21 protein-coding genes are annotated in these 22,195 nt (G+C 69.1%); 8 read left to right on the top strand and 13 right to left on the bottom strand.

The window, feature by feature from the left end; genetic code table 11:
• Positions 1-21 precede the first annotated feature (21 nt).
• Together GXW79_RS07620 and GXW79_RS07615 are read right to left on the bottom strand one after the other, a co-directional pair.
• Positions 22-3,183, bottom strand: coding sequence for an efflux RND transporter permease subunit (locus GXW79_RS07620; RefSeq protein ID WP_211873749.1), 3,162 nt, complete (start codon positions 3,181-3,183; stop codon positions 22-24).
• Between the two features lie 6 nt (positions 3,184-3,189).
• The gene (locus GXW79_RS07615) at positions 3,190-4,374 is read right to left on the bottom strand and encodes an efflux RND transporter periplasmic adaptor subunit (protein WP_211873748.1); all 1,185 of its coding nucleotides are present in this window, start codon (positions 4,372-4,374) and stop codon (positions 3,190-3,192) included.
• A gap of 136 nt (positions 4,375-4,510) precedes the next feature.
• Here GXW79_RS07615 and GXW79_RS07610 point away from each other — a divergent pair, with 136 nt between their 5' ends.
• Positions 4,511-5,419 carry an SMP-30/gluconolactonase/LRE family protein gene (locus GXW79_RS07610; protein ID WP_246503797.1) on the top strand — a complete coding sequence of 303 codons (909 nt, stop codon included), beginning with the start codon at positions 4,511-4,513 and terminating at the stop codon, positions 5,417-5,419.
• A gap of 152 nt (positions 5,420-5,571) precedes the next feature.
• Here GXW79_RS07610 and GXW79_RS07605 read toward each other — a convergent pair whose 3' ends face one another.
• From GXW79_RS07605 to GXW79_RS07595, 3 genes are read right to left on the bottom strand one after another with little or no spacing between them, the layout of a single operon-like run.
• Positions 5,572-6,579, bottom strand: coding sequence for an SMP-30/gluconolactonase/LRE family protein (locus tag GXW79_RS07605; protein WP_211873747.1), 1,008 nt, complete (start codon positions 6,577-6,579; stop codon positions 5,572-5,574).
• A gap of 51 nt (positions 6,580-6,630) precedes the next feature.
• Positions 6,631-8,025, bottom strand: coding sequence for an FAD-binding oxidoreductase (locus tag GXW79_RS07600; RefSeq protein ID WP_408901546.1), 1,395 nt, complete (start codon positions 8,023-8,025; stop codon positions 6,631-6,633).
• Positions 8,022-8,885 (bottom strand): dimethylarginine dimethylaminohydrolase family protein, encoded by an 864-nt coding sequence (locus GXW79_RS07595; protein ID WP_211873746.1) that lies wholly within the window; start codon positions 8,883-8,885, stop codon positions 8,022-8,024. Before GXW79_RS07595 ends, GXW79_RS07600 begins: the two co-directional genes overlap by 4 nt.
• Before the next feature lie 111 nt (positions 8,886-8,996).
• Here GXW79_RS07595 and GXW79_RS07590 point away from each other — a divergent pair, with 111 nt between their 5' ends.
• Both GXW79_RS07590 and GXW79_RS07585 read left to right on the top strand, forming a co-directional pair.
• Complete coding sequence (locus GXW79_RS07590) at positions 8,997-9,755, top strand: HpcH/HpaI aldolase family protein (protein WP_211873745.1); 759 nt, start codon at positions 8,997-8,999, stop codon at positions 9,753-9,755.
• Between the two features lie 18 nt (positions 9,756-9,773).
• A complete protein-coding gene (locus GXW79_RS07585; RefSeq protein ID WP_211873744.1) occupies positions 9,774-10,262 on the top strand; it encodes a DUF3455 domain-containing protein in 489 nt (162 codons plus the stop codon).
• Between the two features lie 7 nt (positions 10,263-10,269).
• Here GXW79_RS07585 and GXW79_RS07580 read toward each other — a convergent pair whose 3' ends face one another.
• The 4 genes from GXW79_RS07580 to GXW79_RS07565 all read right to left on the bottom strand — a co-directional run bounded on the left by GXW79_RS07580 (position 10,270) and on the right by GXW79_RS07565 (position 14,171).
• Positions 10,270-11,376 (bottom strand): phosphatase PAP2 family protein, encoded by a 1,107-nt coding sequence (locus GXW79_RS07580; protein ID WP_211873743.1) that lies wholly within the window; start codon positions 11,374-11,376, stop codon positions 10,270-10,272.
• Positions 11,377-11,599: 223 nt separating this feature from the next.
• Positions 11,600-12,898 (bottom strand): DNA polymerase IV, encoded by a 1,299-nt coding sequence (locus tag GXW79_RS07575; RefSeq protein ID WP_211873782.1) that lies wholly within the window; start codon positions 12,896-12,898, stop codon positions 11,600-11,602.
• Positions 12,898-13,284 carry a hypothetical protein gene (locus tag GXW79_RS07570; protein ID WP_211873742.1) on the bottom strand — a complete coding sequence of 129 codons (387 nt, stop codon included), beginning with the start codon at positions 13,282-13,284 and terminating at the stop codon, positions 12,898-12,900. The genes GXW79_RS07575 and GXW79_RS07570 overlap by 1 nt, the downstream gene beginning before the upstream one ends.
• The gene (locus GXW79_RS07565) at positions 13,281-14,171 is read right to left on the bottom strand and encodes an ROK family protein (RefSeq protein WP_211873741.1); all 891 of its coding nucleotides are present in this window, start codon (positions 14,169-14,171) and stop codon (positions 13,281-13,283) included. Before GXW79_RS07565 ends, GXW79_RS07570 begins: the two co-directional genes overlap by 4 nt.
• A 49-nt stretch (positions 14,172-14,220) precedes the next feature.
• Between GXW79_RS07565 and GXW79_RS07560 the strand changes: the two genes are divergently transcribed.
• From GXW79_RS07560 to dxs, 5 genes are all read left to right on the top strand, one after another.
• Positions 14,221-14,469 (top strand): sulfurtransferase TusA family protein, encoded by a 249-nt coding sequence (locus GXW79_RS07560; protein ID WP_211873740.1) that lies wholly within the window; start codon positions 14,221-14,223, stop codon positions 14,467-14,469.
• Between the two features lie 17 nt (positions 14,470-14,486).
• Positions 14,487-15,416, top strand: coding sequence for a histone deacetylase family protein (locus GXW79_RS07555; RefSeq protein WP_211873739.1), 930 nt, complete (start codon positions 14,487-14,489; stop codon positions 15,414-15,416).
• Positions 15,417-15,497: 81 nt separating this feature from the next.
• Positions 15,498-15,743, top strand: a complete 246-nt coding sequence (locus GXW79_RS07550) for an exodeoxyribonuclease VII small subunit (RefSeq protein WP_211873738.1) — start codon at positions 15,498-15,500, stop codon at positions 15,741-15,743.
• Between the two features lie 10 nt (positions 15,744-15,753).
• Complete coding sequence (locus GXW79_RS07545; protein WP_246503796.1) at positions 15,754-16,644, top strand: polyprenyl synthetase family protein; 891 nt, start codon at positions 15,754-15,756, stop codon at positions 16,642-16,644.
• On the top strand, positions 16,644-18,560 hold the full coding sequence (dxs, locus tag GXW79_RS07540) for a 1-deoxy-D-xylulose-5-phosphate synthase (RefSeq protein ID WP_211873737.1): 1,917 nt from the start codon (positions 16,644-16,646) through the stop codon (positions 18,558-18,560). The genes GXW79_RS07545 and dxs overlap by 1 nt, the downstream gene beginning before the upstream one ends.
• A gap of 159 nt (positions 18,561-18,719) precedes the next feature.
• Here the strand turns inward: dxs and GXW79_RS07535 are convergent, their stop codons facing one another.
• From GXW79_RS07535 to GXW79_RS07520, 4 genes are all read right to left on the bottom strand, one after another.
• A complete protein-coding gene (locus GXW79_RS07535; RefSeq protein ID WP_211873736.1) occupies positions 18,720-18,965 on the bottom strand; it encodes a VOC family protein in 246 nt (81 codons plus the stop codon).
• Between the two features lie 77 nt (positions 18,966-19,042).
• Complete coding sequence (locus GXW79_RS07530) at positions 19,043-20,239, bottom strand: phosphoglycerate kinase (RefSeq protein WP_211873735.1); 1,197 nt, start codon at positions 20,237-20,239, stop codon at positions 19,043-19,045.
• Between the two features lie 30 nt (positions 20,240-20,269).
• On the bottom strand, positions 20,270-21,289 hold the full coding sequence (gene gap / locus GXW79_RS07525; protein ID WP_211873734.1) for a type I glyceraldehyde-3-phosphate dehydrogenase: 1,020 nt from the start codon (positions 21,287-21,289) through the stop codon (positions 20,270-20,272).
• A 197-nt stretch (positions 21,290-21,486) separates the two neighbouring features.
• A complete protein-coding gene (locus GXW79_RS07520; RefSeq protein ID WP_211873733.1) occupies positions 21,487-22,131 on the bottom strand; it encodes a cation transporter in 645 nt (214 codons plus the stop codon).
• Positions 22,132-22,195 lie beyond the last annotated feature (64 nt).

Here is a 22,195-nt window from a genome sequence, read left to right as displayed (position 1 = left end):
TTTGCCGTCCATCATCTGCGATCATTCCCCGATTGGGGAAGGGTGCATCTGCGGCTCGGGCGATTTCGCGGCGAAGCGGCGCTTGGTGGCCTCGCGCATGGACTGGAACACCACGTAGAGCATCGGGATCATGAAGATGCCGATGATCGCAGCCCCCAGCATGCCGCCGAACACCGCGGTACCCACGGCCCGACGGGAGAGCATGGCCGCGCCCGAGGCGAAGACCAGCGGCACCAGGCCCAGGATGAAGGCGATGGACGTCATCATCACCGCGCGGAACCGCAGGCGCGCGCCCTGGATCGCGGCCTCCCGCACGGGCATGCCCTCCTCGCGCTTCTCCTTGGCGAATTCCACGATCAGGATGCCGTTCTTGGCCGCGAGCGCGATCAGCACCACAAGGCCGATCTGCGCATAGACGTCGAGCGGCAGGCCGGTGATCAGCAACGCCACGAAGGCCCCGAGCACGCCGACCGCCACGGACAGCAGCACCGGGATCGGGATCACCCAGCTTTCGTACAGTGCGACCAGGAACAGGTAGGCGAACAGCACCGATAGCGCGAGGATGTAGACCGTCTGCCCTGCCGCCGCCTTCTCCTGGAAGGCGACGCCGGTCCATTCATAGCCGAAGCCCGGCGGCAGGACGCGCGCGGAGAGCTGCTCCATCGCGGCCAGCGCATCGCCGGAGGAGACGCCTGGCCGCCCGGCGCCGCTCATCGAGATGCCGCGGTAGTTGTTGTAGCGGAAGATGGTCTGCGGCCCGACCGCCGGCTGCAGCGACGCGACCGCGCCGAGCGGCACCATCTGCCCCTGCGAATTGCGGATGTGGATGCGGAAGATGTCCTCGATGTCGTTGCGGTCGGACGGCTCGCCCTGGATGTTCACCTGCCAGGTGCGGCCGAACAGGTTGAAGTCGTTGACGTAGAAGCCGCCCAGCGTGGATTGCAGCGTGTTGAACACCTGCGCGATGGACAGCCCCAGCGCCTGCGCCTTCTCGCGGTCGAGGTCGAGGAACAGCGAAGGGTTCGATGCGTTGAAGGTCGAGAACACCGCCGTCAGCCGCGGGTCCTGGTTCGCCGAGACGATCATCGCGAGCATCGCGGCGGCGAGGTCCTGGGTCGAGCGGCCCTCGTAATCCTGCAGGATGTATTCGAAGCCGCCACCGGTGCCGAGGCCGATGATCGGCGGCAGGTTGAAGGCGAAGACATTGGCCGTGCGGATCCCAGCCCCCGCGCCGAACACCCGCCCGATCGCCGCCTGCACCGACATCGAGGCGTCGGCGCGATCCGCGAAGGGCTTCAGCCGCGCGACCAGGAACGCCGAGTTCGACTGCGCGCCGCCATCGATCAGCGAGAAGCCCACGATCGCGAGCGTGCCTTGGACCGAGGGAATGTTGCGCAGGATCTCCTCGACCTGGACCACCGTCTCGCGCGTGCGGGTGACCGAGGCGCCCTGCGGCAGCTGCACCTGCACGAAGAAGGCGCCCTGGTCCTCCTGCGGCAGGAAGCCGGTGGGCGTGCGCGCGGAGAGGAAATACACCCCCACGGCGAAGCCGACCGTAAGCAGGATCGAGAGGAAGGAGAGTCGCACCAGCCGGGTGACGGCGCCGGCATACTTGTCGCGCGTCCAGTCGATGCTGCGCAGCACGTACTGGATCGGTCCACGCCGCGGCCCGTGATGCGGCCTCAGCAGCACCGCGCACAGCGCGGGCGAGAGGGTGAGCGCGTTGATGGCGCTGATCACCATCGCCGCCGAGATGGTCACCGCGAACTGTCGGAACAGCTCGCCCGACAGGCCCGGGATGAACCCGATGGGCACGAAGACCGAGAGCAGCACGAGCGTGATGGCGATGATCGGCGCGGTGATCTGCGCCATCGCCTTCTTGGTCGCCTCGGCCGGGGTGAGGTCGGGTTCCTCCTCCATCACGCGCTCGACGTTCTCGACCACGACGATGGCGTCGTCGACGACGATGCCGATGGCAAGCACCATCGCGAGCAGCGAGATGGTGTTGGCCGAATAGCCCAGCCCCAGCAGGATCGCGAAGGCGCCCACCAGGCTCACCGGCACCGCGATGGTGGGGATGATGGTGGCGCGGAAATTACCCAGGAACAGGTAGACCACGATGACGACGAGGACGAAGGCTTCGAGCAGCGTCTTGATCACCTCGTAGATCGTGTCGCTCACGAAGTCCGAGGTGTCGAAGAAGACGCGGTAGTTCATCCCCGAGGGGAAGCGGCCCTTCAGCTCCTGCATGGTGTTGCGCACCGCGGTCGCCGCCTGCACGGCATTGGCACCCGGGGCGAGATAGATGCCGAAGGACACCGCCGGCTGACCGTTGTAGCGGCTCTCGGTATCCTCGCTCGCCGCGCCGAGCTCCACCCGCGCGACGTCGCGCACGCGCAGCGTCGAGCCATCTGGGTTGGCGCGGATCAGGATATCCTCGAATTCCTGCGCGGAGGTGAGCCGGCCGCGCGTCTCGAGGTTGAACTGGAATTGCTGGTCGTTCCCGGTCGGTCGCGCGCCGAGCCGGCCGACCGGCGCCTGCACGTTCTGCGCCTGGATCGCGGCCACGATGTCGGACGGCGTGAGGTTGAGGCTGATCAGCCGGTCGGTCTCGAACCAGATGCGCATGGAATAGTCGAGCGCGCCGAACAGGTTCACTTGGCCCACGCCGGGTACACGCGCGAGGCGGTCGAGGATGTTGATGGTGGTGTAGTTCGACAGGAACAGCGGCGTGTGCTCGCCGCTTTCCGAATAGACGAAGATGAACTGCAGGATGGCGGCGGATTGCTTGCGCACCGTGACACCGTTGCGCTGCACCTCCTGCGGCAGCCGCGCGAGGGCGGCCTGCACGCGGTTGTTCACGTTGACGGTCGCGATATCGGGGTTGGTGCCGAGGGAGAAGGACACCGACAGCGTGTAGGTGCCGTCATTGGCCGAGTTCGAGCGCATGTACAGCATGCGGTCCACGCCGTTGACCGAGGCCTCGATCACCTGCGCCACCGTCTGCTCGATGACCGCCGCCGAAGCGCCCGGATAGCGCGTGGTGACGGAGACCTGGGGGGGCACGATGTCGGGCAGCTGCGAGACCGGGATGCGCAGCATCGCGAGGCCACCGGCCAGCGCGATGACGATGGCGATCACGACCGCGAGGCGCGGGCGGTCGACGAAGACCGATGACAACATGCTCGATCAGCCTCGCTGCGCGTTGCCCGGCGGCGGCGCCGGCGGAGGCGCGCTCATGGGGGAAGGATTGACCGGCTGGCCGGGACGCACACGCTGCACGCCCTCGGCGACGACGCGTTCGCCGCCTTCGAGGCCTTGTTCCACCACCGCGGTGTTGCCCGGGCTGCGGCCGAGGGTGACGTTGCGCCGCTGCGCCTTGTTCTCGCCATCGAGGATGAAGACGTAGCTGCCCTGCTGGTCCTGCAGCACCGCCGTGCGCGGCACCGCGATGGCCTGGATCGGCTCCGCGCCCTCGACCATGACGGAAACGAACTGCCCGTCGACCAGCTCGCGGTCGCCGACATCGGGTCGCTGGCCGTTCACCTCGCGCGCCGGATTGGGGATCAGGGCGCGGACCAGCAGCGTGTCGGTGTTGCGATCGACGCTGGTGTCGATGAACACCACGCGGCCAACCTGCGGGAAGACCGTGCCATCGGTCAGCCGCACCCGCACGCGCACCGCATCGGGTCCGCCGCGACCTTCGAAGCGGTTGCGCAGCTCGCGCGCCTGGCGCTGGCTGATCGCGAAGGCGACGCGCATCGGGTCCTGGCTGACAATGGTCGCGAGTGCCCCGGCATCGAGGCCCACGACGTTGCCCTCGGTGTAGTTGGTCCGTCCGATGCGCCCGCTGACGGGGGCGGTGATGACCGTGTAGTCGAGGTTGATCTGCGCCGCGCGCAGCCCGGCATTGGCGCTGAGCAGCTGCGCGTTGCCGGTGCGCTCGGCGGCGATCGCGTCGTCGAGGCGGGATTGGGTCCCCGTCGCGGTGCGCACCAGCTCGCGCGCGCGGTCGAGGCTGATGCGGGTGTTGACCAGGTTCGCCTGGGCAGAGGCGATCGTCGCCTGCTGGCGTTCGAGCTCCGCCTCGAAGGGCGCGCGTTCGAGCCGATAGAGCACCTGGCCGCGCTGCACCTCCTGCCCCTCGCGAAAGGTGATCTCCTGGATGAAGCCGGAGACGCGGGCGCGGATGACAACGCGCTCGATGGCCTCGATGCGGCCCACGAATTCGGAGGTCTCGGTGATCGGCCGCCGGTCGGCGGTGACGATGCCCACGGCCGGTGGACCCTGCGGGCCGAACTGCGCCGCGGCGTCGCCCAGGGTCGCAAGCAGAAGGATTGCTGCGCCAGTGGCAGCAAGCGGAAGGCGCGCCATACGATCCCGTCTCCAGATCACGCAACGGCATGTCGCGTTCGTGCTGCGTTGCGTCAAGCATTGAACCACGGAATGCCCTGGGCATGTGCATCTCGCGAAGCCGTGAACCGGCTGCCTTGCCGGTTGGCGGCCGCCCATGCAGTGTCCCCGCATGCACTTCCCCGCTCCTGTCACGATCACCGCCCGGCTGTTTTCTTCGCTGCCGCAGCAGTTTCGCACGCCGCGCCACACCAGCTGGAGTGCGGCCAACCGCAATGGCCAGGCGATCGACAGTTTCCTCGAAGGCCCGTGCTTCGACGCGGCGGGGCGGCTGCTCGTCACCGACATTCCGAATGGACGTATTTTCATCATCGGTGGCCCGACCTCGTGGCAGGTGCTTGCCGAGTATGATGGCTGGCCGAACGGGTTGGCGCTCGCGCCAGGCGGCGCGCTCACCATCGCCGACTATCGCCACGGGCTGCTCACGCTCGACCCCGCCACGGGTGCGATCGCGCCGTTGCTGGAGACGCTGCTGAGCGAAGGCTTTCGTGGCCTCAACGACTGCACCTATGCGCGCGACGGTGCGGTGCTGTTCACAGACCAGGGCCAGACCGGCCTGCAGGACCCGACCGGGCGCGTGCTGCGCCTGCACCCGGATGGCCGCATCGACACGCTGATCCGCAACGGGCCGAGCCCGAACGGGGTGGCGTTGAACCGCGCCGAGACGCACGCCTACGTGGCGATGACGCGGTCTTGCGAGATCTGGCGCTTTCCGCTGCGCCCGGATGCGCAGATCGGCAAGGCGAACCTGTTCTTCCGCATTCCCGCGGGCATCTCCGGCCCCGACGGAATGGCCGTCGATGGCCATGACCGGCTGTTCATCGCGAACCCAGGCCATGGGCTGGTTTGGGGCGTTGACGCACACGGCGTGGCGAAGTTCGTCATCGACTGCACGGCGTTCGGAAGGACGCCCACAAATTGCTGCTTCGCGCCGGATGGGACGACGCTGCTGATCACGGAGAGTCAGTCGGGAAGTGTTTTGGCTGCGGAGGTTCCGGCGCCTTGAAGAAAGCATGGGGGAATGAATTCCCCCAAACCCCCATCTTTTATTTTTGATGTATTGGTGCTCTCTGCGCAGCCAGCACCCAACAGATAAAAATGAAAGATTGGGGGTCGAACGTATACGTTCGACGGGAAATTCTTTTCCCCCAGTCTTTCTTACCCACCCGTCACCCCCTGCGTATTCACATATACCGCATAAAGCGACTTGCTCGCTGGCATGAACAGACGGTTGCGGAACCGTCCGCCGAAGGCGAGGTTCGCGCAGCGCTCCGGCAGGCGGATATGCCCGATCGCCCCGCCATCCTTGTTGAGGATGCGCACGCCATCCAATTCCGCGGTGCCCATGCCCCAGCCGCACCAGAGATTGCCATCCACATCGACGCGGAACCCGTCCGGCGTCTCGCCGTCGCGGCACTGGAAGAAGACGCGATTGTTGGATAGGCGGCCGCTCGCGAGATCCACGTCGAGCACGCGGATGACGCGCGGCGTCGCAGCCGCTTCCACCACATAGAGCTTCGTCTCGTCGGGGCTGAAGGCCAGGCCGTTCGGTCGCCCGATATCGCCGGTCGCGACGGTTATCTGCCCGGTGCGGCCATCGACGCGATAGATGTTCGTGGGCAGTTCCGGCGTCGCCATCTCGCCCTCGTAGAAGCCGAGGATGCCGAAGGGCGGATCGGTGAACCAGATGCTGCCATCGGAGGACACCACCACGTCATTGGGGCTGTTTAGCCGCTTGCCGTCGAAGCGGTCGGCGATGACGGTGATGGAGCCATCATACTCCGTGCGCGTCACGCGGCGCGTGAGGTGCTCGCAGGTGATCAGGCGGCCCTGGCGGTCGCGCGTATTGCCGTTGGCATTGTTCGCCGGGTTGCGGAACACGTCGACGCGGTTGGTCGCCTCGGACCAGCGCAGCAGGCGGTTGTTGGGGATGTCGGACCAGATGAGGCAGCGCTGGTCGCCGAACCAGGCCGGCCCCTCGCTCCAGCGCGCCCCGGTCCACAGCCGCTCCACGCTCGCGAGCCCGATGCGGTAGCGGTTGAAGGACGGGTCGAGCGTTATTACGGCGGGATCGGGGTAGCGCTCCACCGGCTGCGCACGCGCGGCGGATGTCAGCGCAAGCAGTCCGGCTGCGGCGCCAAGCGCGCCGCGACGGGTTGATGGCATGGTGTCTCTCCTCCTCGGCCTCTTTGCGGGCCTGGAGCGAGGCTAGCACGATCAGTTCCGGAACATCTTCCCCGGGTTGAGGATGCCCTTCGGGTCGAGGCTCGCTTTGATGCCGCGCATCACCGCCAGCGCCTCGGCGCCATGCTCCTGTTCGAGGAACTCGCGCTTGCCCAAGCCGACGCCGTGTTCGCCGGAGCAGGTGCCGCCGAGCGCCAGGCCGCGCGCGACGATGGCCTTGTCCAGCGCCCAGGCGCGCTCGAATTCCTGCGGGTCGTTCGGGTCCACCAGGATGACCGTGTGGAAATTGCCGTCGCCGACATGGCCCACGATCGGCGCGATCAGGCCGGAGGCCTCGATATCCTCCTTGGCACCCAGCAGCGCCTCGGCCAGGCGCGAGATCGGCACGCAGACATCGGTCGCGATCCCTCGCGCGCCGGGGCGCATGGCGATCGCCGCCCAATAGGCGTCGTGCCTCGCCTGCCACAATTTCTTGCGGGCCTGCTCATCGGTAGCCCAGGCGAAGCCCGTGCCGCCGCAATCGGCGGCGATCGCTTCCACCGCGCGCGCCTGTTCCTCGACGCTGGCGGGCGTGCCGTGAAATTCGAGGAACAGGGTCGGCGTGGGGGAAAAACCTTCGAGCTTCGAATAGGCGATGCAGGCGCCCATCTGCACCTCGTCCAGCAGCTCGATGCGTGCCATGGGAATGCCGCTCAGCAGCGTGGTGATCACCGTCTCCACACACGCGGCCAGCGTGGGGAACTGGCACACGGCGGCACTGGTCGCCTCGGGAATGCCGTGCAAGCGCAGCCGCACTTTCGTGATGATCCCGAGCGTCCCTTCGGACCCGATCATCAGCCGCGTCAGATCATACCCGTTGGCCGCCTTGCGCGTGCGCCCGCCCGTATCAATGACCCGCCCATCGGCGAGCACCACTTCGAGGCCCAGCACATTCTCCCGGATGGTGCCGTAGCGCACCGCATTGGTCCCCGATGCGCGCGTCGCGCACATGCCGCCGATGGTGCAGACGCTGCCCGGATCGACCGGGAAGAACAGCCCCTGGTCGCGGAGGTGGTCATTGAGCTGCTGGCGCGTCACGCCCGGCTCGATCAGGCAATCCATGTCCTCGGCATTGACTTCCAGCACGGCGGTCATCCGGCTGAGATCGAGCGAGATGCCCGCGCGCACGGGGTTCACATGGCCTTCGAGGGAAGTCCCGGCGCCGAAGGCAGTCACCGGCACGCCGTGGGCGTGGCACAGCGTCAGCAGTCGGCTGACCTCCTCGGTGGTGGCGACGAAGGCCACGGCATCGGGCAGCGTCGGCGTGGTGGTGTCCTCGCCGCGGCTGTGCTGTTCGCGCAGCGCGTTGTTCGTGCTGATGCGATCGCCGAGGAAGTCGCGGGCCGCCGAGATCACGGTATCGACGGGGCGCGGCGTGATGCTGTTCACCCAACAATCCTTTCCAAACGGCGCAGCGGCCCGGTGAGGCAATGCGGCCCGCCGCCGCCCTGCGCGAACAGGCCGAGCGTGGGGTCGAGCACCGTCAAGCCCTCGGCGCGCAGCGCGGCGTTCAGGCGCGTGCTCTCGCGCGCCGAAATCACCCGACCCTCGCCAAGGGCAAGGATGTTGCACCCGAGCGCCATCGCCTCGCGGTACGGCACATCGAGGCAGCGTATGCCATGCGCCGCGAGCCAGGCCAAAAAACCAGGATCCAGCACGTCGCGGCAGGCGACGGCGATCCCATCGGCGGCCATGCAGAACAGCACGTCGAGATGCAGAAAATGTTCGTCGAAGGTCTCGACCCGCACCTCCCAGCCCTGCTCGCGCAGCCAGCCGGCGAACTCTTCCGCGCCCGCATCATCGGTTCGCCCGCCCGAGGCGCCGACCACGGCGAGGCCCGGGCGGAGGATGTGGATGTCACCGCCTTCAAGCGTGCCGGCGCTCGCCAGGCGCCAGAAGCCGCCGGCGTGGAAGTCCAGCAGCGCCGCGTACTCGCCGCGCCGCTGCGGCCGCTCCAACTGGCACAGCACCGGGCCCCAAGGCGTCATCACGGATTGGTCGCGCGTGTAGACCATGTAGGGCAGGTGGGGCGCCGGGCGCAGCCAGTGCGGCCTGACGCCGCATTGTTCCAGCGCGGCGGTCAGCTCGCCATGCTGCGCGGCAAGCTGTGCGGCGGTCGGCACCTGGCGTGTTTCCGCCAGGGTGCGGCGCGCGATGGCGTTGGTCGGCAGCCAGCGATAATGGTCCGGCGCGCAGAGCAGCACGTCCGTCAGCACGCCGGTTTCCGAAGCGACCGCCCAATCCGCCATGCGCACGACCCTGCCGCGAAGGCCCCGTTGCGTAAAGTCCGCGTGTTTGACGCTGTTCGGCACGCGGCCTAGCGTCGCGCGACATCCAAGAACACCCGAGGGGAAAAACACGTGGCAAACAAGGTCAAGGAAGCCTGGAAATCCGGCAAGGCCGTGGTGAACGGGTGGCTCGCCATCCCCTCCGCCTTCTCCGCCGAGATGTACAGCCAGTGCGGCTGGGATTCCGTCACGGTCGACATGCAGCACGGCGTGCAGGACTACCTCTCCTGCGTGGCCTGCTTCCAGGGCATGCAGCCCTCCGGCGTCACGCCCATGGTGCGCGTGCCGTGGAACGAGCCGGGCATCATCGGCAAGGTGCTCGACGCGGGTGCCTACGGTGTCATCTGCCCGATGGTGAACACACCCGAGGAAGCCCGCGCGCTGGTGCAGTATTCCAAGTACCCGCCGGCCGGCACGCGCTCCAACGGCCCGATCCGCGCCGGTGCCTATGGCTCGTCCGGCGGCTACCAGAAGACCGCCAATGACGAGATCCTGGTCATCCCGATGATCGAGACCAAGCAGGCGATCGAGAACATCGACGCCATTCTCGACGTCCCCGGCATCGACGGCATCTATGTCGGCCCGTCCGACCTCAGCTTCTCCTATGGCAAGGAGCCGAAGCTCGACGTCGAGGACCCCTTCATCCTCGAGATCTACGACAAGCTGCTCGCCGCATGCGCGTCACGCGGCATCTCCGCGGGGCTGCACAACGGCACCGCGGCTTACGCGAACCGCATGATCAAGAAGGGCTTCAAGCTCGTCACCATCGCCAACGAGGTCGGGCTGATGGTCGCGGCCGCCAAGGCGGCGGTGAAGGAAGCCAAGGCCTGACGACGGGAGCTTAAAGCCATGCGGCACGCGCTTGGATCGATCCTCGGCGCGGTGCCGCTGGCCCTCGCCGCCAGCCTCGCCATCGCGCAGGTGGCGCCGCCGGCGGGCAGCGCGCATCTCTTCGACCTCGGCGCCGACGGCGTGCAGATCTACGCCTGCCAGGCGCGCGAGGGCCGGCCGGTCTGGGTGTTCCAGGCACCGGAGGCGGCGTTGTTCGAAGGCAATGGCCGCCAACTCGGGACCCACGGTGCGGGGCCGCACTGGGTGCTCGCCGATGGCTCGCGCGTGACCGGCGTGGTGGCCGGCTCTGCGCCTGCGCCCGTGGCCGGCGCCATCCCCTGGCTGCTGCTGCGCGCCACGCCCGACCAGACGCCGGGGCAGCTGCGCGGCGTGGGCTTCATCCGCCGCTTCGACACGGTGGGTGGCGCCCCACCCCCCGGCGCCTGCACGTCAGGCGAAGTGGCGCGGATGCGCTACGCGGCGATCTACGGCTTCTACGCCCCTTAGCTCAGCCTCAGCGGCCGCGCCCGCCCACCGGCTGCAGATGCCGCAGCGCCTCGCGCGCGATCGCCGCGCCGATCGCCTCCGACACCTCCTCGGTGTGGCGGAAATGCACCCCGCCCCAGATGCGTGAGGCCGAGCAATCCGCCGCGGCCGCACGGAAGGACGCAAAGCGCTGCGACAGGATCGCGCGCGTGCCCAGCGAGCGGTAGGTGAAGGGCACGCCGTCGCCGAACAGCGCGGTCAGCAGCGCACCGCCGAAGGCGCAATCCGCTGCGTGGCCGGAAGGGTACTCGGGAAACGCCGGCGTCGTCACCAGCGGCATCCACTCCGGGTCGGGAGCGACGCCGAAGCCGCCCTCCTGCAGCGCGGTCACCGGCCGCCAGACGCTGTAGCGCTCCTTCGCCTGCCAGATGATGACGCCGACATCATCCATCCCGATCGAGAGCAGCGCGAGCCCGCGTGCGGTGCCCCACAGCCCATCGGGTGCGGGGCGCGCATCCAGCAGCGCGACCACGGCGTCGACGAAGCCGCGATGGGAGACCTGCTGGGCCCAGAACGCCGCCGAGGCCGCCTCAGCCGCGCTGCGCTCCGCATTGGCGCGGCCGCCGACCCGGCGAACCTCCTCGACATCGCGCAGATAGACCGGGCTGCCCAGCGGCGGCGGCGGCGGGGTCAGCGCGGCGGCGGCCATGGGGGAGAACAGCAGCGGCGTGCTGGTCGGCACCACGTCCTGGCCGAACAACGGCGGCGTCGGGCGCCAGCGCCCCGGCCGCGTCGCCGAGGAGAATTGCACGAAGGGCGCAAAGCCATCCGCCTCCCGCCGGCGCAGCGCGGCGAGCGCGATGCTGCGCCCGAGGGCCAGGCCCCGCTCGCGCGCATCGCCCGCCGGCACCCGGGCGAGCGCGGTGGCGAGCAGCGCCGCGCGCTCCGCCACGCTGCCTTCCGCGAGACCCGCCAGCACCGTCTCCGCCACGGCGGCGACCGCGGCTTCGGGCGATGCGCCGGCGCCGCGCGGCTCGTCGGGCGCGGCCGGGTTCCAGCGCGCATAGCGCGGCTGGATGGCGTTGAGCGCGTCATGCATCGCGGGGAACATGATGGAGATGGTGTAGCGGCTCATGTCACCATGATCGAACCGGTCCACCACCGCGGCCCATTCGGACACCGCGTCCGTGGCGCGCGCGGGCGAGGCAAGACCGATCAGGCCGAAAAGAACGGGAAGCCACGCGAACCATGGCGCGCGGCGGGCAGGAGGCAGGGACAAGCGAGCGACCTTCTAAGGAGATGCCAACGATATGGTGATCGGAGTGTCACTCTTTCGTCACGATCCGGCGAGCAAACCGCTAGCGCTTGGGCGGAAATCCCCGCCCCGCGCCGATCGCGTCATCGCCGAAGCGCGCCCGCAGCGCCTCGACCGCGCGCCACTTCGCCACCCGCCGCGGCGCGCCGGGGTCGGCGAGGTCCGCCTGGTCGGCCCGGTCGGCCGGCAGCAGCGGCTGGGCGCCGACGCCGATGAGCCGGAACGCGGTGCCATCCGCCTCGCGCCGGAGCAGGCCTTGCGCGGCGGCGAAGATCACCTCCGGCAGCAGCGTCGCCCCCGGCAGCCGCACGGTGCGGGTGCGCGAGGCGAAGGCGGCGGTCTTGAGCTTCAGCACCACGCCGCCGGCGCAGAGCCCCTTCTCCCGCAGCCGCCGGGCCAGCTTCTCGCACATGCGCCACAGCGGGCGCTCGAGGGCTTCGAGATCGGTCATGTCGGCGTCGAAGGTGGTCTCCGCGCTCACCGATTTCGTGCCCCGCGCCGGGTCCACGCTGCGCGCATCCTCGCCGCGGGCGCGGGCGGCGAGTGCGGGGCCCTCGTCGCCGAAGCGCCTGGCCGCCTCGCGCGCATCCAGCGCGGCGAGCTGCCCGAGTGTGGCGAAGCCGGCTCCGACCAGGCGCTTCTCCATCGCCGGGCCGATGCCGGGCAGCAGCCCCACCGGCTGGGGGGCGAGCCAGCCCGCGGCCTCCGCGGCGCCGATCACGGAGAAGCCGCGCGGCTTGTCGCGTTCGGCGGCGAGCTTGGCCATCAGCCGGTTGGCCGCGAGCCCGACCGAGACGGTGACGCCGACCTCCTGCTCCACCCGGCGGGCGAAGCGCGCGAGCACGGCGGCCGGTGGCGCGCCGTGCAGCGCTTCCGTGCCGCGCAGGTCGAGCACCGCCTCGTCGATCGACAGCGGCTGCACCATGGGCGTGAGGGATTCCATCAGCTCGCGGATGCGGCGGCCCTCGCGGACGTACTTGCCGATGTCGGGGCGGATCACCTCGGCATCGGGACAGGCGGCGAGCGCCTTCCACATGGGCATCGCGCTGCGCACGCCGCGGGTGCGGGCGATGTAGCAGCAGGCCGCGACGACGCCGCGCGTGCCGCCGCCGACGATGACCGGGCGGGTGAGCAGTTCTGGGCGGTCGCGCTTCTCGACGCTGGCGTAGAAGGCGTCGCAATCGACATGAGCGAGGGCGAGGGTCAGCACCTCGGCATGGCGCACCACCCGCCGGCCGGCGCAGACGGGGCAGGGGCCGGCGGCGGTCGCGCCGGTCGCACAAGCCGCGCCGGTCGCACCGGCCGCGCCGGTCCAGAAGCAGTCGCGGCAGAGCGCGCCCATCACGCCCGCAGCCATGGCATGGCCGCGAAGGCGAGCAGCAGCGCGCCGTAGATCATGCCCTCGGGCGTGGCGAATTTGGCGACCCAGGCATCCGGCGTCGCGCCGTTCAACACCGCGCCGAGGCCGATCTCCACGCCCACAAGCAGCGCGAGCGCGATGCCGCCCATCGCGATGCGACCGGCGCCGCGTGGCGGTAGGGCCTGCCAATGCGCGAGGCGCGGCGCCACCCACGCCATCGCGGCCAGCATCGGTACCGCCTCCAGCGCCGTCGCGGCGACCACCCCGATGCGGGGCGCGACCACCATCACCCGCAGCGCGCCGAGCCCGAAGCTCAGCCCGAACAGGACCAGGCCATAGGCCGCGCCGGCGAGGGCCGCCCGCGTCAATCCGAATCCCACAGGCGCGCCGCACCGAACACGCCGCTCGAATCGCCATGCATGGCTTGCAGCACCGGCGTCTCCGCGTGGTCGGAGAAGACGTGGCGTGGCATCAGCCGCGGCAACTCGGTGTACAAATGCGCCATGTTGGACAGGCCGCCTGCGAGCACGATCACGTCCGGGTCGAGGATGTTCACCACCATCGCCAGAGCCCGCGCCAACCGGTCCGTGTGCCGCGCGAGCGCCGCCGCCGCCACCTGGTCCCCCGCCGCCGCGCGCGCCGGCAGCGCCGAGGCATCGCGCGCGCCCGGGCCATCGGCGTCGGCGGCGAGCGCAGGGCCGGAGAGCCAGGTCTCCAGGCACCCCGGCTTCCCGCACCAGCAGGTCGGGCCCGGATGCTCGGCAGCGGTCGCCCAGGGCAGCGGCGTGTGGCCCCATTCGCCGGCGACCATGTTGCGCCCGTCCAGGATGCGCCCGCGCGTGACGATGCCGCCGCCGACGCCGGTGCCGATGATGACCGCGAAGACGGTGTCGAACCCCGCCCCCGCGCCATCGGCCGCCTCGCTCATCGCCAGGCAGTTCGCGTCGTTGGAGATGCGCACCGCGCGCTCCAGCCGGCGCGCGAGGTCCTCGCGCAGCGGGCGGCCGTTCAACGCCTGGGAATTCGCCCCGCGCACCAGCCCGGTCGCCGGGCTGAGGCTGCCGGGAATGCCCAGGCCAAGGCTGCCGCGCAGGCCGAGCCGCGCCTCGGCGGCTTCCACCAGCCCGGCGATGGCCCCGACGGTCTCGTCATAGCCCGTGGGTGTCGCGCAGCGTTCCCGCAGCATCACCGACCCATCCTTCGCCAGCGCCACGATTTCGATCTTCGTGCCGCCGAGATCCACGCCGAGCCGCATGCCAACCCTCTCCTTTGCGCCGGGACCGGCCATGGTGGAATATAGCGCCATGGCTGATACAACCCTCGATGTCCAAGGTCTCACCTGCCCGCTGCCGGTGCTGAAGGCAAACAAGGCGCTGCGCAGCCTGGCCGCCGGGGACCGTCTCACCGTGCTCGCGACCGACCCTGCCAGTGTCGCGGATTTCCATGCCTATAGCCGGGAGACCGGCCACGCTCTCGTGGCGTTCAGCGAAGCGCAGGGCAAGTTCCGATTCGTGCTGAAAAAGCGCGAGGAGCCGGTAAGCTCGGCCTCCTGAGAGGGAACGTCCGGCCCATGAGCGTGTTGCTGCTGACCCATCGCGCCTGCCTCGCGCATGATCCGGGTCCCTACCATCCCGAATGTCCCGACCGCCTGCGCGCCGTGCTCGCCGCCCTCGACGCTGAGGAATTCGCCGACTTGGTGCGCGACGAGGCGCCACGGGCGACGCGCGAACAGCTCATGCTCATCCATCCCGCGCGCCACATCGACGCGATCCTGGGGATCACGCCCGAGCCCGACGAACGCGTCGCGCTGGATGCCGACACTTTGATGTCGCCGGGCAGCGCCGAGGCCGCGCTGCGCGCCGCCGGTGCCGGCGTCGCAGCCGTGGATGCGGTGCTGGCGGGCGGCATCCGCCGCGCATTCTGCGCGGTGCGCCCGCCGGGCCATCATTGCGAACCGAGCCAGCCGATGGGGTTCTGCCTGTTCTCCAACGCCGCGATCGCGGCGCGCCACGCCCAGGTGGCGCATGGGGTGGCGCGTGTGGCGGTGGTGGATTTCGACGTGCACCACGGCAACGGCACCCAGGCCTGCTTCGAGGCCGATCCCAGCCTGCTCTACATCTCCTCCCACCAATGGCCGCTCTACCCCGGCACCGGGGCGGTGTCGGAGACCGGGGTGGGCAACATCGTGAACGGGACGCTGCCGGGCGGGGCCAATGGCGCGGCATTCCGGGCGCTGTGGGAACGCGATCTGCTGCCCGCGCTCGACGCCTTCGCGCCGGGGCTGGTCATCGTCTCGGCTGGCTTCGACGCCCACGCGCGCGATCCGCTCGCCCAGCTGCGGGTGCTGGAGGAGGATTTCGCCTGGCTTACCACGGAAATCTGCGTGATCGCGGAGCGGCATTGTCAGGGCCATGTCGTCAGCCTGCTCGAAGGCGGCTATGACCTCGACGCGCTCGCCACTTCGGCGGCCGCCCATGTCCGGGCGCTGCGCGACGCGTGACGCAAGGCAGTTCTGGACCCGGCGCCGTGTGTCTGCTTGGTTACGTGTTAAGAAGACCTGACACTATTGGAAGCGATCCAGATGGCCTTGCCTGACACGAAGCCCGCCGAAGTTGCCGGGCTCAGCTTCGAGGAGGCGCTGGCCGAGTTGGAGGCCATCGTGAAGACCCTCGAGGGTGGCCAGGGCAAGCTCGAGGAATCGGTCCGCGCCTATGAACGCGGTGCGGCGCTGCGAGGCCATTGCGAGACCAAGCTCGCCGAGGCCGAGCAAAAGGTGCAGGCGATCACCGAGGGCCCGGGCGGCATCACGCTGCGGGACGTCGAATGATGTGCCGCTGATGACTCTCTCCGAAGCGATGGCCGAAGCGGCCCAGGAAATCGATGAAGCCCTGGATATGCTGCTCCCGCCTGTCGAGGGCGACGAGGCGCGGCTGTTCGAGGCGATGCGCTACGCCACCATCGGCGGCGGCAAGCGGCTGCGCGGCTTCCTCGTGCTGGAATCCGCGCGCCAGTTCGGCGTCGGGCGCTCCGCCGCGCTGCGTGTGGCGGCCGGTATCGAGATGATGCACGCCTATTCGCTCGTGCATGACGACCTGCCGGCCATGGATGACGACGCGCTGCGCCGCGGCAAGCCCACGCTGCACATCGCCTTCGACGAGGCGACCGCCATCCTCGCCGGCGACGCGCTGCAGGCCAACGCCTTCTTCGCCATGACCGAGGACGACGCCCATGCCGACCCCTGGGTCCGCGCCGAGCTGTGCCGGTGCCTCGCGCGCGCCGCCGGGCCGCGCGGCATGTGCGGCGGGCAGATGCTGGACATCCTGGCCGAACTCGCCACATCTCCCCTCGATGAAACTGCGATCGGTCGCTTGCAATTGTTGAAGACCGGCAAGCTCATCGAGTTTTCCGCCGAGGCGGGTGCCATCCTGGGCAAGGCGCCCTCGGCGCAGCGCCACGCGCTCGCCGCCTATGGCCGCGAGATCGGTGCCGCCTTCCAGATCGCCGACGACCTGCTCGATGCCACCGCGACGCCCGACCAGACCGGCAAGGCCACCGGCAAGGATGCCGCGCTGAACAAGGCGACGCTGATCGGCACCCTGGGCCTGGAGCGCGCCCGCGCCCATGCCGAACGCCTGGTGGACCAGGCCCAGGCCCACCTCGCCCCCTTCGGCGAACGCGCCGATCTGCTGCGCACCCTCGCCCAATACGCCATCGAGCGGAGGAATTGATGACCCGTCCCGCAACCCCCCTGCTCGACCGGGTCCGCGAGCCGGCCGATCTGCGCAACCTCTCGCTCGACCAGCTCAAGCAGGTCGCGAACGAGCTGCGCGCGGAGACGATCGACGCGGTCTCCGTCACCGGCGGGCATCTGGGCGCTTCGCTCGGTGTCGTGGAACTCACCGTCGCGGTGCATGCCGTGTTCGACACGCCGCATGACCGGCTGATCTGGGATGTCGGGCACCAGGCCTATCCGCACAAGATCCTGACAGGGCGGCGGGACCGCATCCGCACGCTGCGCCAGCCCGGCGGTCTGTCGGGATTTACGCGGCGGAGCGAGAGCGAATACGACCCGTTTGGCGCGGCGCATTCCTCCACCTCCATCTCCTCGGGCCTGGGCATGGCCGTGGCGTCGGAGCTGAAGGGCGAGGAGCGCAACGTGATCGCCGTCATCGGCGACGGCGCGATGTCCGCAGGCATGGCCTATGAGGCGATGAACAATGCCGGCGCGCGCAAGTCGCGCCTGATCGTCATCCTCAACGACAACGACATGTCGATCGCCCCACCCGTGGGCGCGCTGAGCAACCACCTGTCGCGGTTGATTTCGTCGCGCCCCTTCCTGTCGATGCGCGAGATGATGGGGCGCCTGGCCAAGCGCTTCCCGCGCCCGCTGGAGCGTGTCGCCAAGCGCGCCGATGAATACGCGCGCAGTGTCATCACCGGCAACGCGCTGTTCGAGGAGCTGGGCTTCTACTATGTCGGCCCGATCGACGGCCACAGCATCGACAGCCTGGTTCCCGTGCTGCGCAACCTGCGCGACGCCGATGAGCGCGAGCCGATCCTGCTCCATGTCGTGACGCAGAAGGGCAAGGGCTACGGTCCCGCCGAGCAATCCGCCGACAAGTACCACGGCGTCCAGAAATTCAACGTCATCACCGGCGAGCAGGTGAAGGCCCCGCCCGGCCCGCCCTCCTACACCAAGGTCTTCGCCAATGCGCTGATCGCGGAAGCCGAGGCGGATGAGCGCATCGTCGCCATCACCGGCGCGATGCCCTCGGGCACCGGTCTCGACAGCTTCGGAAAGCGCTTCCCCAAGCGCACCTTCGACGTGGGCATCGCCGAGCAGCACGCGGTGACCTTCGCCGCCGGGATGGCGACGGAGGGGATGAAGCCCTTCTGTGCGATTTATTCCACCTTCCTCCAGCGCGCCTATGACCAGGTGGTGCATGACGTCGCGCTGCAGAAGCTGCCGGTTCGCTTCGCGATGGACCGCGCCGGGCTGGTGGGTGCGGATGGCGCGACCCATGCCGGCAGCTTCGACGTCGCCTATCTGGGCTGCCTGCCGAACATGGTGCTGATGGCGGCCGCCGATGAGCTGGAACTGATGCACATGGTGGCCACCGCCGCGGCGATCGACGACCGTCCCTCGGCCTTCCGCTACCCACGCGGTGAGGGGTTGGGCCTGGTTCTGCCGGCGCGCGGGACACCTTTGGAAGTCGGGCGCGGACGGGTGCTGAAGGAAGGCACCTCCATCGCGCTGCTGAGCTATGGCACGCGCCTGGCCGAATGCCTCAAGGCGGCCGAGGACCTCGCCGCGCGCGGGCTATCCTGCACGGTGGCCGATGCGCGCTTTGCTAAGCCGCTCGACACCGTCCTCGTCGAGCGCCTCGCGCGCGAGCACGCGGTGCTGATCACGGTGGAGGAAGGCTCGGTCGGCGGTTTTGGGAGCTTCGTGATGCAGCACCTCGCCTGGGCGGGGCTGCTGGAGACCGGGCTGAAGATGCGGCCGATGGTGCTGCCCGACCGCTACATCGACCACAACAACCCGATGAAGCAGTACGACGAGGCCGGGTTGAACGCGGCGCAGATCGTGTCTGCGGCGCTGGCCGCGATGGGGCAGGCGGATTCGATCCCGGCACGCGCGTAACGCAACGCGGCTTCAGGGCCCCTGTGCGTGGTCGCGTGGTGGAGCGGTCTTCTGGCCGATGCGCCACAACACGCCGGTCGGATCGACGAGGATGAAGTCGCGCGTGGTCCCGTGATCGGTGGGCGCCGCGGTGTGGACGCCGTATCGGGCCGCGATGCCTTAGCGCTGCACGTGGTCCCACCAAGCGTCGAGGTCCGCGACAAAAAGGTGGATCATGAAGTTGGCGGCGTGCTCCGCATTGTAGAAGTTCTGCAGCAGGAACCGCGCCTCGCCATGCCGGACCTCCGCGACGTGGTCGTGCGACCAGGCGATGGCAAAGCCCAGATCGTTATAGAAGCGCTTCGACAACGCGAAATCCCGCGAAGGCACGAACGCCTTCACCTCGATGGTCGCTATATTCGGCATCGACCTTGCCTCCGGGCGATTGCGGTGGACTGCCACACCGCCACCCCGACAGGCAACGAAGCTGGCGTGCGGCTGAATCAGTCCCGCGTGAGTGCAGCCACGCCCGGCAGCGTCTTGCCTTCCAGCCACTCAAGGAAGGCACCGCCGGCCGACGACACGTAGGTCATCCGCTCCACCACGCCCGCGTGCTTGAGGGCTGCCACGGTATCGCCGCCGCCGCCGATGGATTTCAGCCCTGCCGAGGTGGTGAGCCCGGCCACCGTCGCCGCCACCGCGACCGTCGCGGCGTCGAAGGGCTGGATCTCGAACGCGCCGAACGGCCCGTTCCACACCACCGTCGAGGCGCCACGCAGCCGCTGCTCCACCATCGCGACCGTCTCGGACCCGACGTCGAGCGCCATCATGCCCTCCGGCACGGAATCGATGCCGACGGTGCGGGACGACGCGTGCGCCGCGAACTCGGAGGCCACCACCAGGTCCACCGGCAGCACCACCTCGCAATGCGCCTCGGCCGCTTCGGCGAGCATGCGCAGGGCGGTGTCGTGCATCTCCGCTTCCTGCAGCGACTTGCCCATGGCGTGGCCCTGGGCGGCGAGGAAGGTGTTGGCCATCGCCCCGCCGATCACCAGCACGTCCACCTTGCGGGACAGATTGCCCAGCAGGTCGAGCTTGGTGCTGACCTTGGCCCCGCCCACGATCGCGACCACCGGGCGTGCAGGATTACCCAGGGCCGCGTCCAGCGCCTCCAGCTCCGCCTGCATCAGGCGCCCCGCGTAGCTCGGGACCAGGTGCGCCACGCCCTCGGTGCTCGCATGCGCGCGGTGCGCGGCGGAGAAGGCGTCGTTCACATAGGCGTCGGCAAGCCGTGCGAGGGCCGCCGCCATGGCCGGGTCATTGGCTTCCTCGCCGGGATGGAAGCGGGTGTTCTCCAGCAGCAGCACGTCGCCATCGGCGAGCGCCGCGACGGCGGACTCCGCCACCAGCCCCATGCAGTCCTCGGCGAAACCGACCGGCCGGCCCAGCGCCGAAGCGAGCGCCTCCACCATCGGACGCAGCGACATCTCCGATACGACCTTGCCCTTGGGCCGGTCGAAATGGCTGCACACCACCACGCGGCCGCCCTTCTCCGACAGCTCCTTGATCGTCGGCACGAGCCGCTCGATCCGCGTGCGGTCGGTGATCCGGCCATCCTTGACCGGCAGGTTGAGGTCGGCGCGAAGCAGGATGCGCAGCCCGCGCGGGTCAAGCTCGTCCAGCGTGCGGAACTGCGGCATCTCTATCCACTCGATCTCAGGCTTTGGGGTTCAGAGGCTGCCGAACAAGGCCGCGGTGTCGCTCATGCGGTTCGAGAAACCCCACTCATTGTCGTACCAGCCCATGACGCGGACCATTGCGCCGCCATCGAGGCTCTGCGTCTGCGTCGCATCGAAGGTGCAGCTGGCCGGGTTGGTATAGAAGTCCACGCTAACCAGCTGTTCGGTCGTGTAGTCGAGGATGCCCTTGAGCTCGCCCTCGGCAGCAGCCTTCATCGCGGCGTTGACCATGTCCTTCGTCACGCCTTCGGTGCGCAGGTTCACGTCGAGCGAGACCACCGACACGTCCGGCACTGGCACGCGGATGGAGGTGCCGTCGAGCTTGCCGTTCAGCTGCGGCAGCACCAGGCCCACGGCCTTCGCCGCGCCCGTGCTGGTCGGGATCATGGACACGCCCGCGGCGCGCGCGCGGCGGAGGTCCTTGTGCAGCGTGTCGACCGTGTTCTGGTCGCCGGTATAGGCATGGATTGTCACCATGTAGCCGCGCAGCACGCCAAAGGCGTTGTCCAGCACATAGGCCAGGGGCGCGAGGCAGTTCGTGGTGCAGGACGCGTTGGACACGATGGTCATGTCCCGCGTCAGCGCCTTGTGGTTCACGCCGAACACGATGGTCGCGTCCGCATCCTCGCCGGGTGCGGAGATCAGCACCTTGCGTGCACCGGCCTTGATCAGCGCCCCGGCCTTTTCCTTGCTCGTGAAGATGCCGGTGCATTCCAGCGCCACATCCACGCCCTGGAACGGCACCTGCGACGGGTCGCGCTGGGCGCTGACCGTGATCGGCCCATAGGTGCGCCCGCCGCGGGTGATGGTGATGGTCTGGCCCTCGACGGTCACGGTGCCGTCGAAGCGGCCATGCACGCTGTCATACTTGAATAGATGCGCATTCGCCTCGACCGAGCCGAGGTCGTTGATGGCGACGCATTCCACATCCGTCCGCCCGCTCTCGATCATGGCGCGCAGCACCAGGCGCCCGATGCGCCCGAACCCGTTGATGGCGACCTTCACGGCCATGGCCTGCAAATCCTCTGTGTTGTCCCGCGCATCCGTGGCGCGACCGTCATGACGCCCATAACCGGGCAATCCTCATGACGGGCGCGCTACAGTCCGAATCCGGCGGGAAGATGGCGCAGGCGAAAGGTGGCGGCAACCAGCGCCGCGGGCGAAACCGGTCCACGGTGGCGGTCATGCGCAGGGCGCATGGCCAAATTCTAATGAGCGTGCCCTGCGTGCGGGTCGACGATTCCCGTGCGCAGCTCCCGGCTCGCCTGGCGCAGGATCGAGACCGAGGAGGTCAGGAACAGCCCCGCCATGATCCCCGCCACCACCAGGTCCGGCCAGGGCGTGCCCGTCAGCCACACGCCCACCGCCGCCAGCATCACCGCCACATTGCCGATCGCGTCATTGCGCGAGCACAGCCAGACGGACCGCACATTCGCATCCCCATCCTTGTAGCGGGCCAGCACGAGCACGCTCAGCAGGTTCGCAGCCAGCGCCATCACGCCGATGCCGCCCATGATGTCCGCCCGCGGCACGCCGGTGCCGAACACCGCCCAGGCCGTCGCGCCGAACACCCAGGCCCCCATCAGCAACAGGCTCACCGCCTTCGCCATCGCCGCGCGCGACCGGATGGCCGCCGCCGCGCCGATCACCGCGAGGGACAACCCATAGGTCGCCGCATCCGCCGCGAAATCCAGCGCATCCGCCTGGAGCGCGAGCGACCCCGCCAGCGCGCCGCCCACCACCTCCACGCCGAACGTGCCGGCATTGATGGCAATGACGAGCCAAAGCCGACGCCGATAGTCGGCGGACACACCGTCGAAGGTCGTGTCGTGATGATGCCCGCAACCCGCCATCGCATTGGCTCCCGTATCCAGGATGGAAGAATGGGGATGCAGGGGCGGGCTATACTATTGCGGA

It is taken from the genome of Plastoroseomonas arctica (genome assembly GCF_018128965.1).
In the GTDB taxonomy this organism is placed as follows: domain Bacteria; phylum Pseudomonadota; class Alphaproteobacteria; order Acetobacterales; family Acetobacteraceae; genus Plastoroseomonas; species Plastoroseomonas arctica.
The sequence above is the reverse complement of the archived record's forward strand: the minus strand, read 5'-3'. Positions and strand labels throughout refer to the sequence as shown.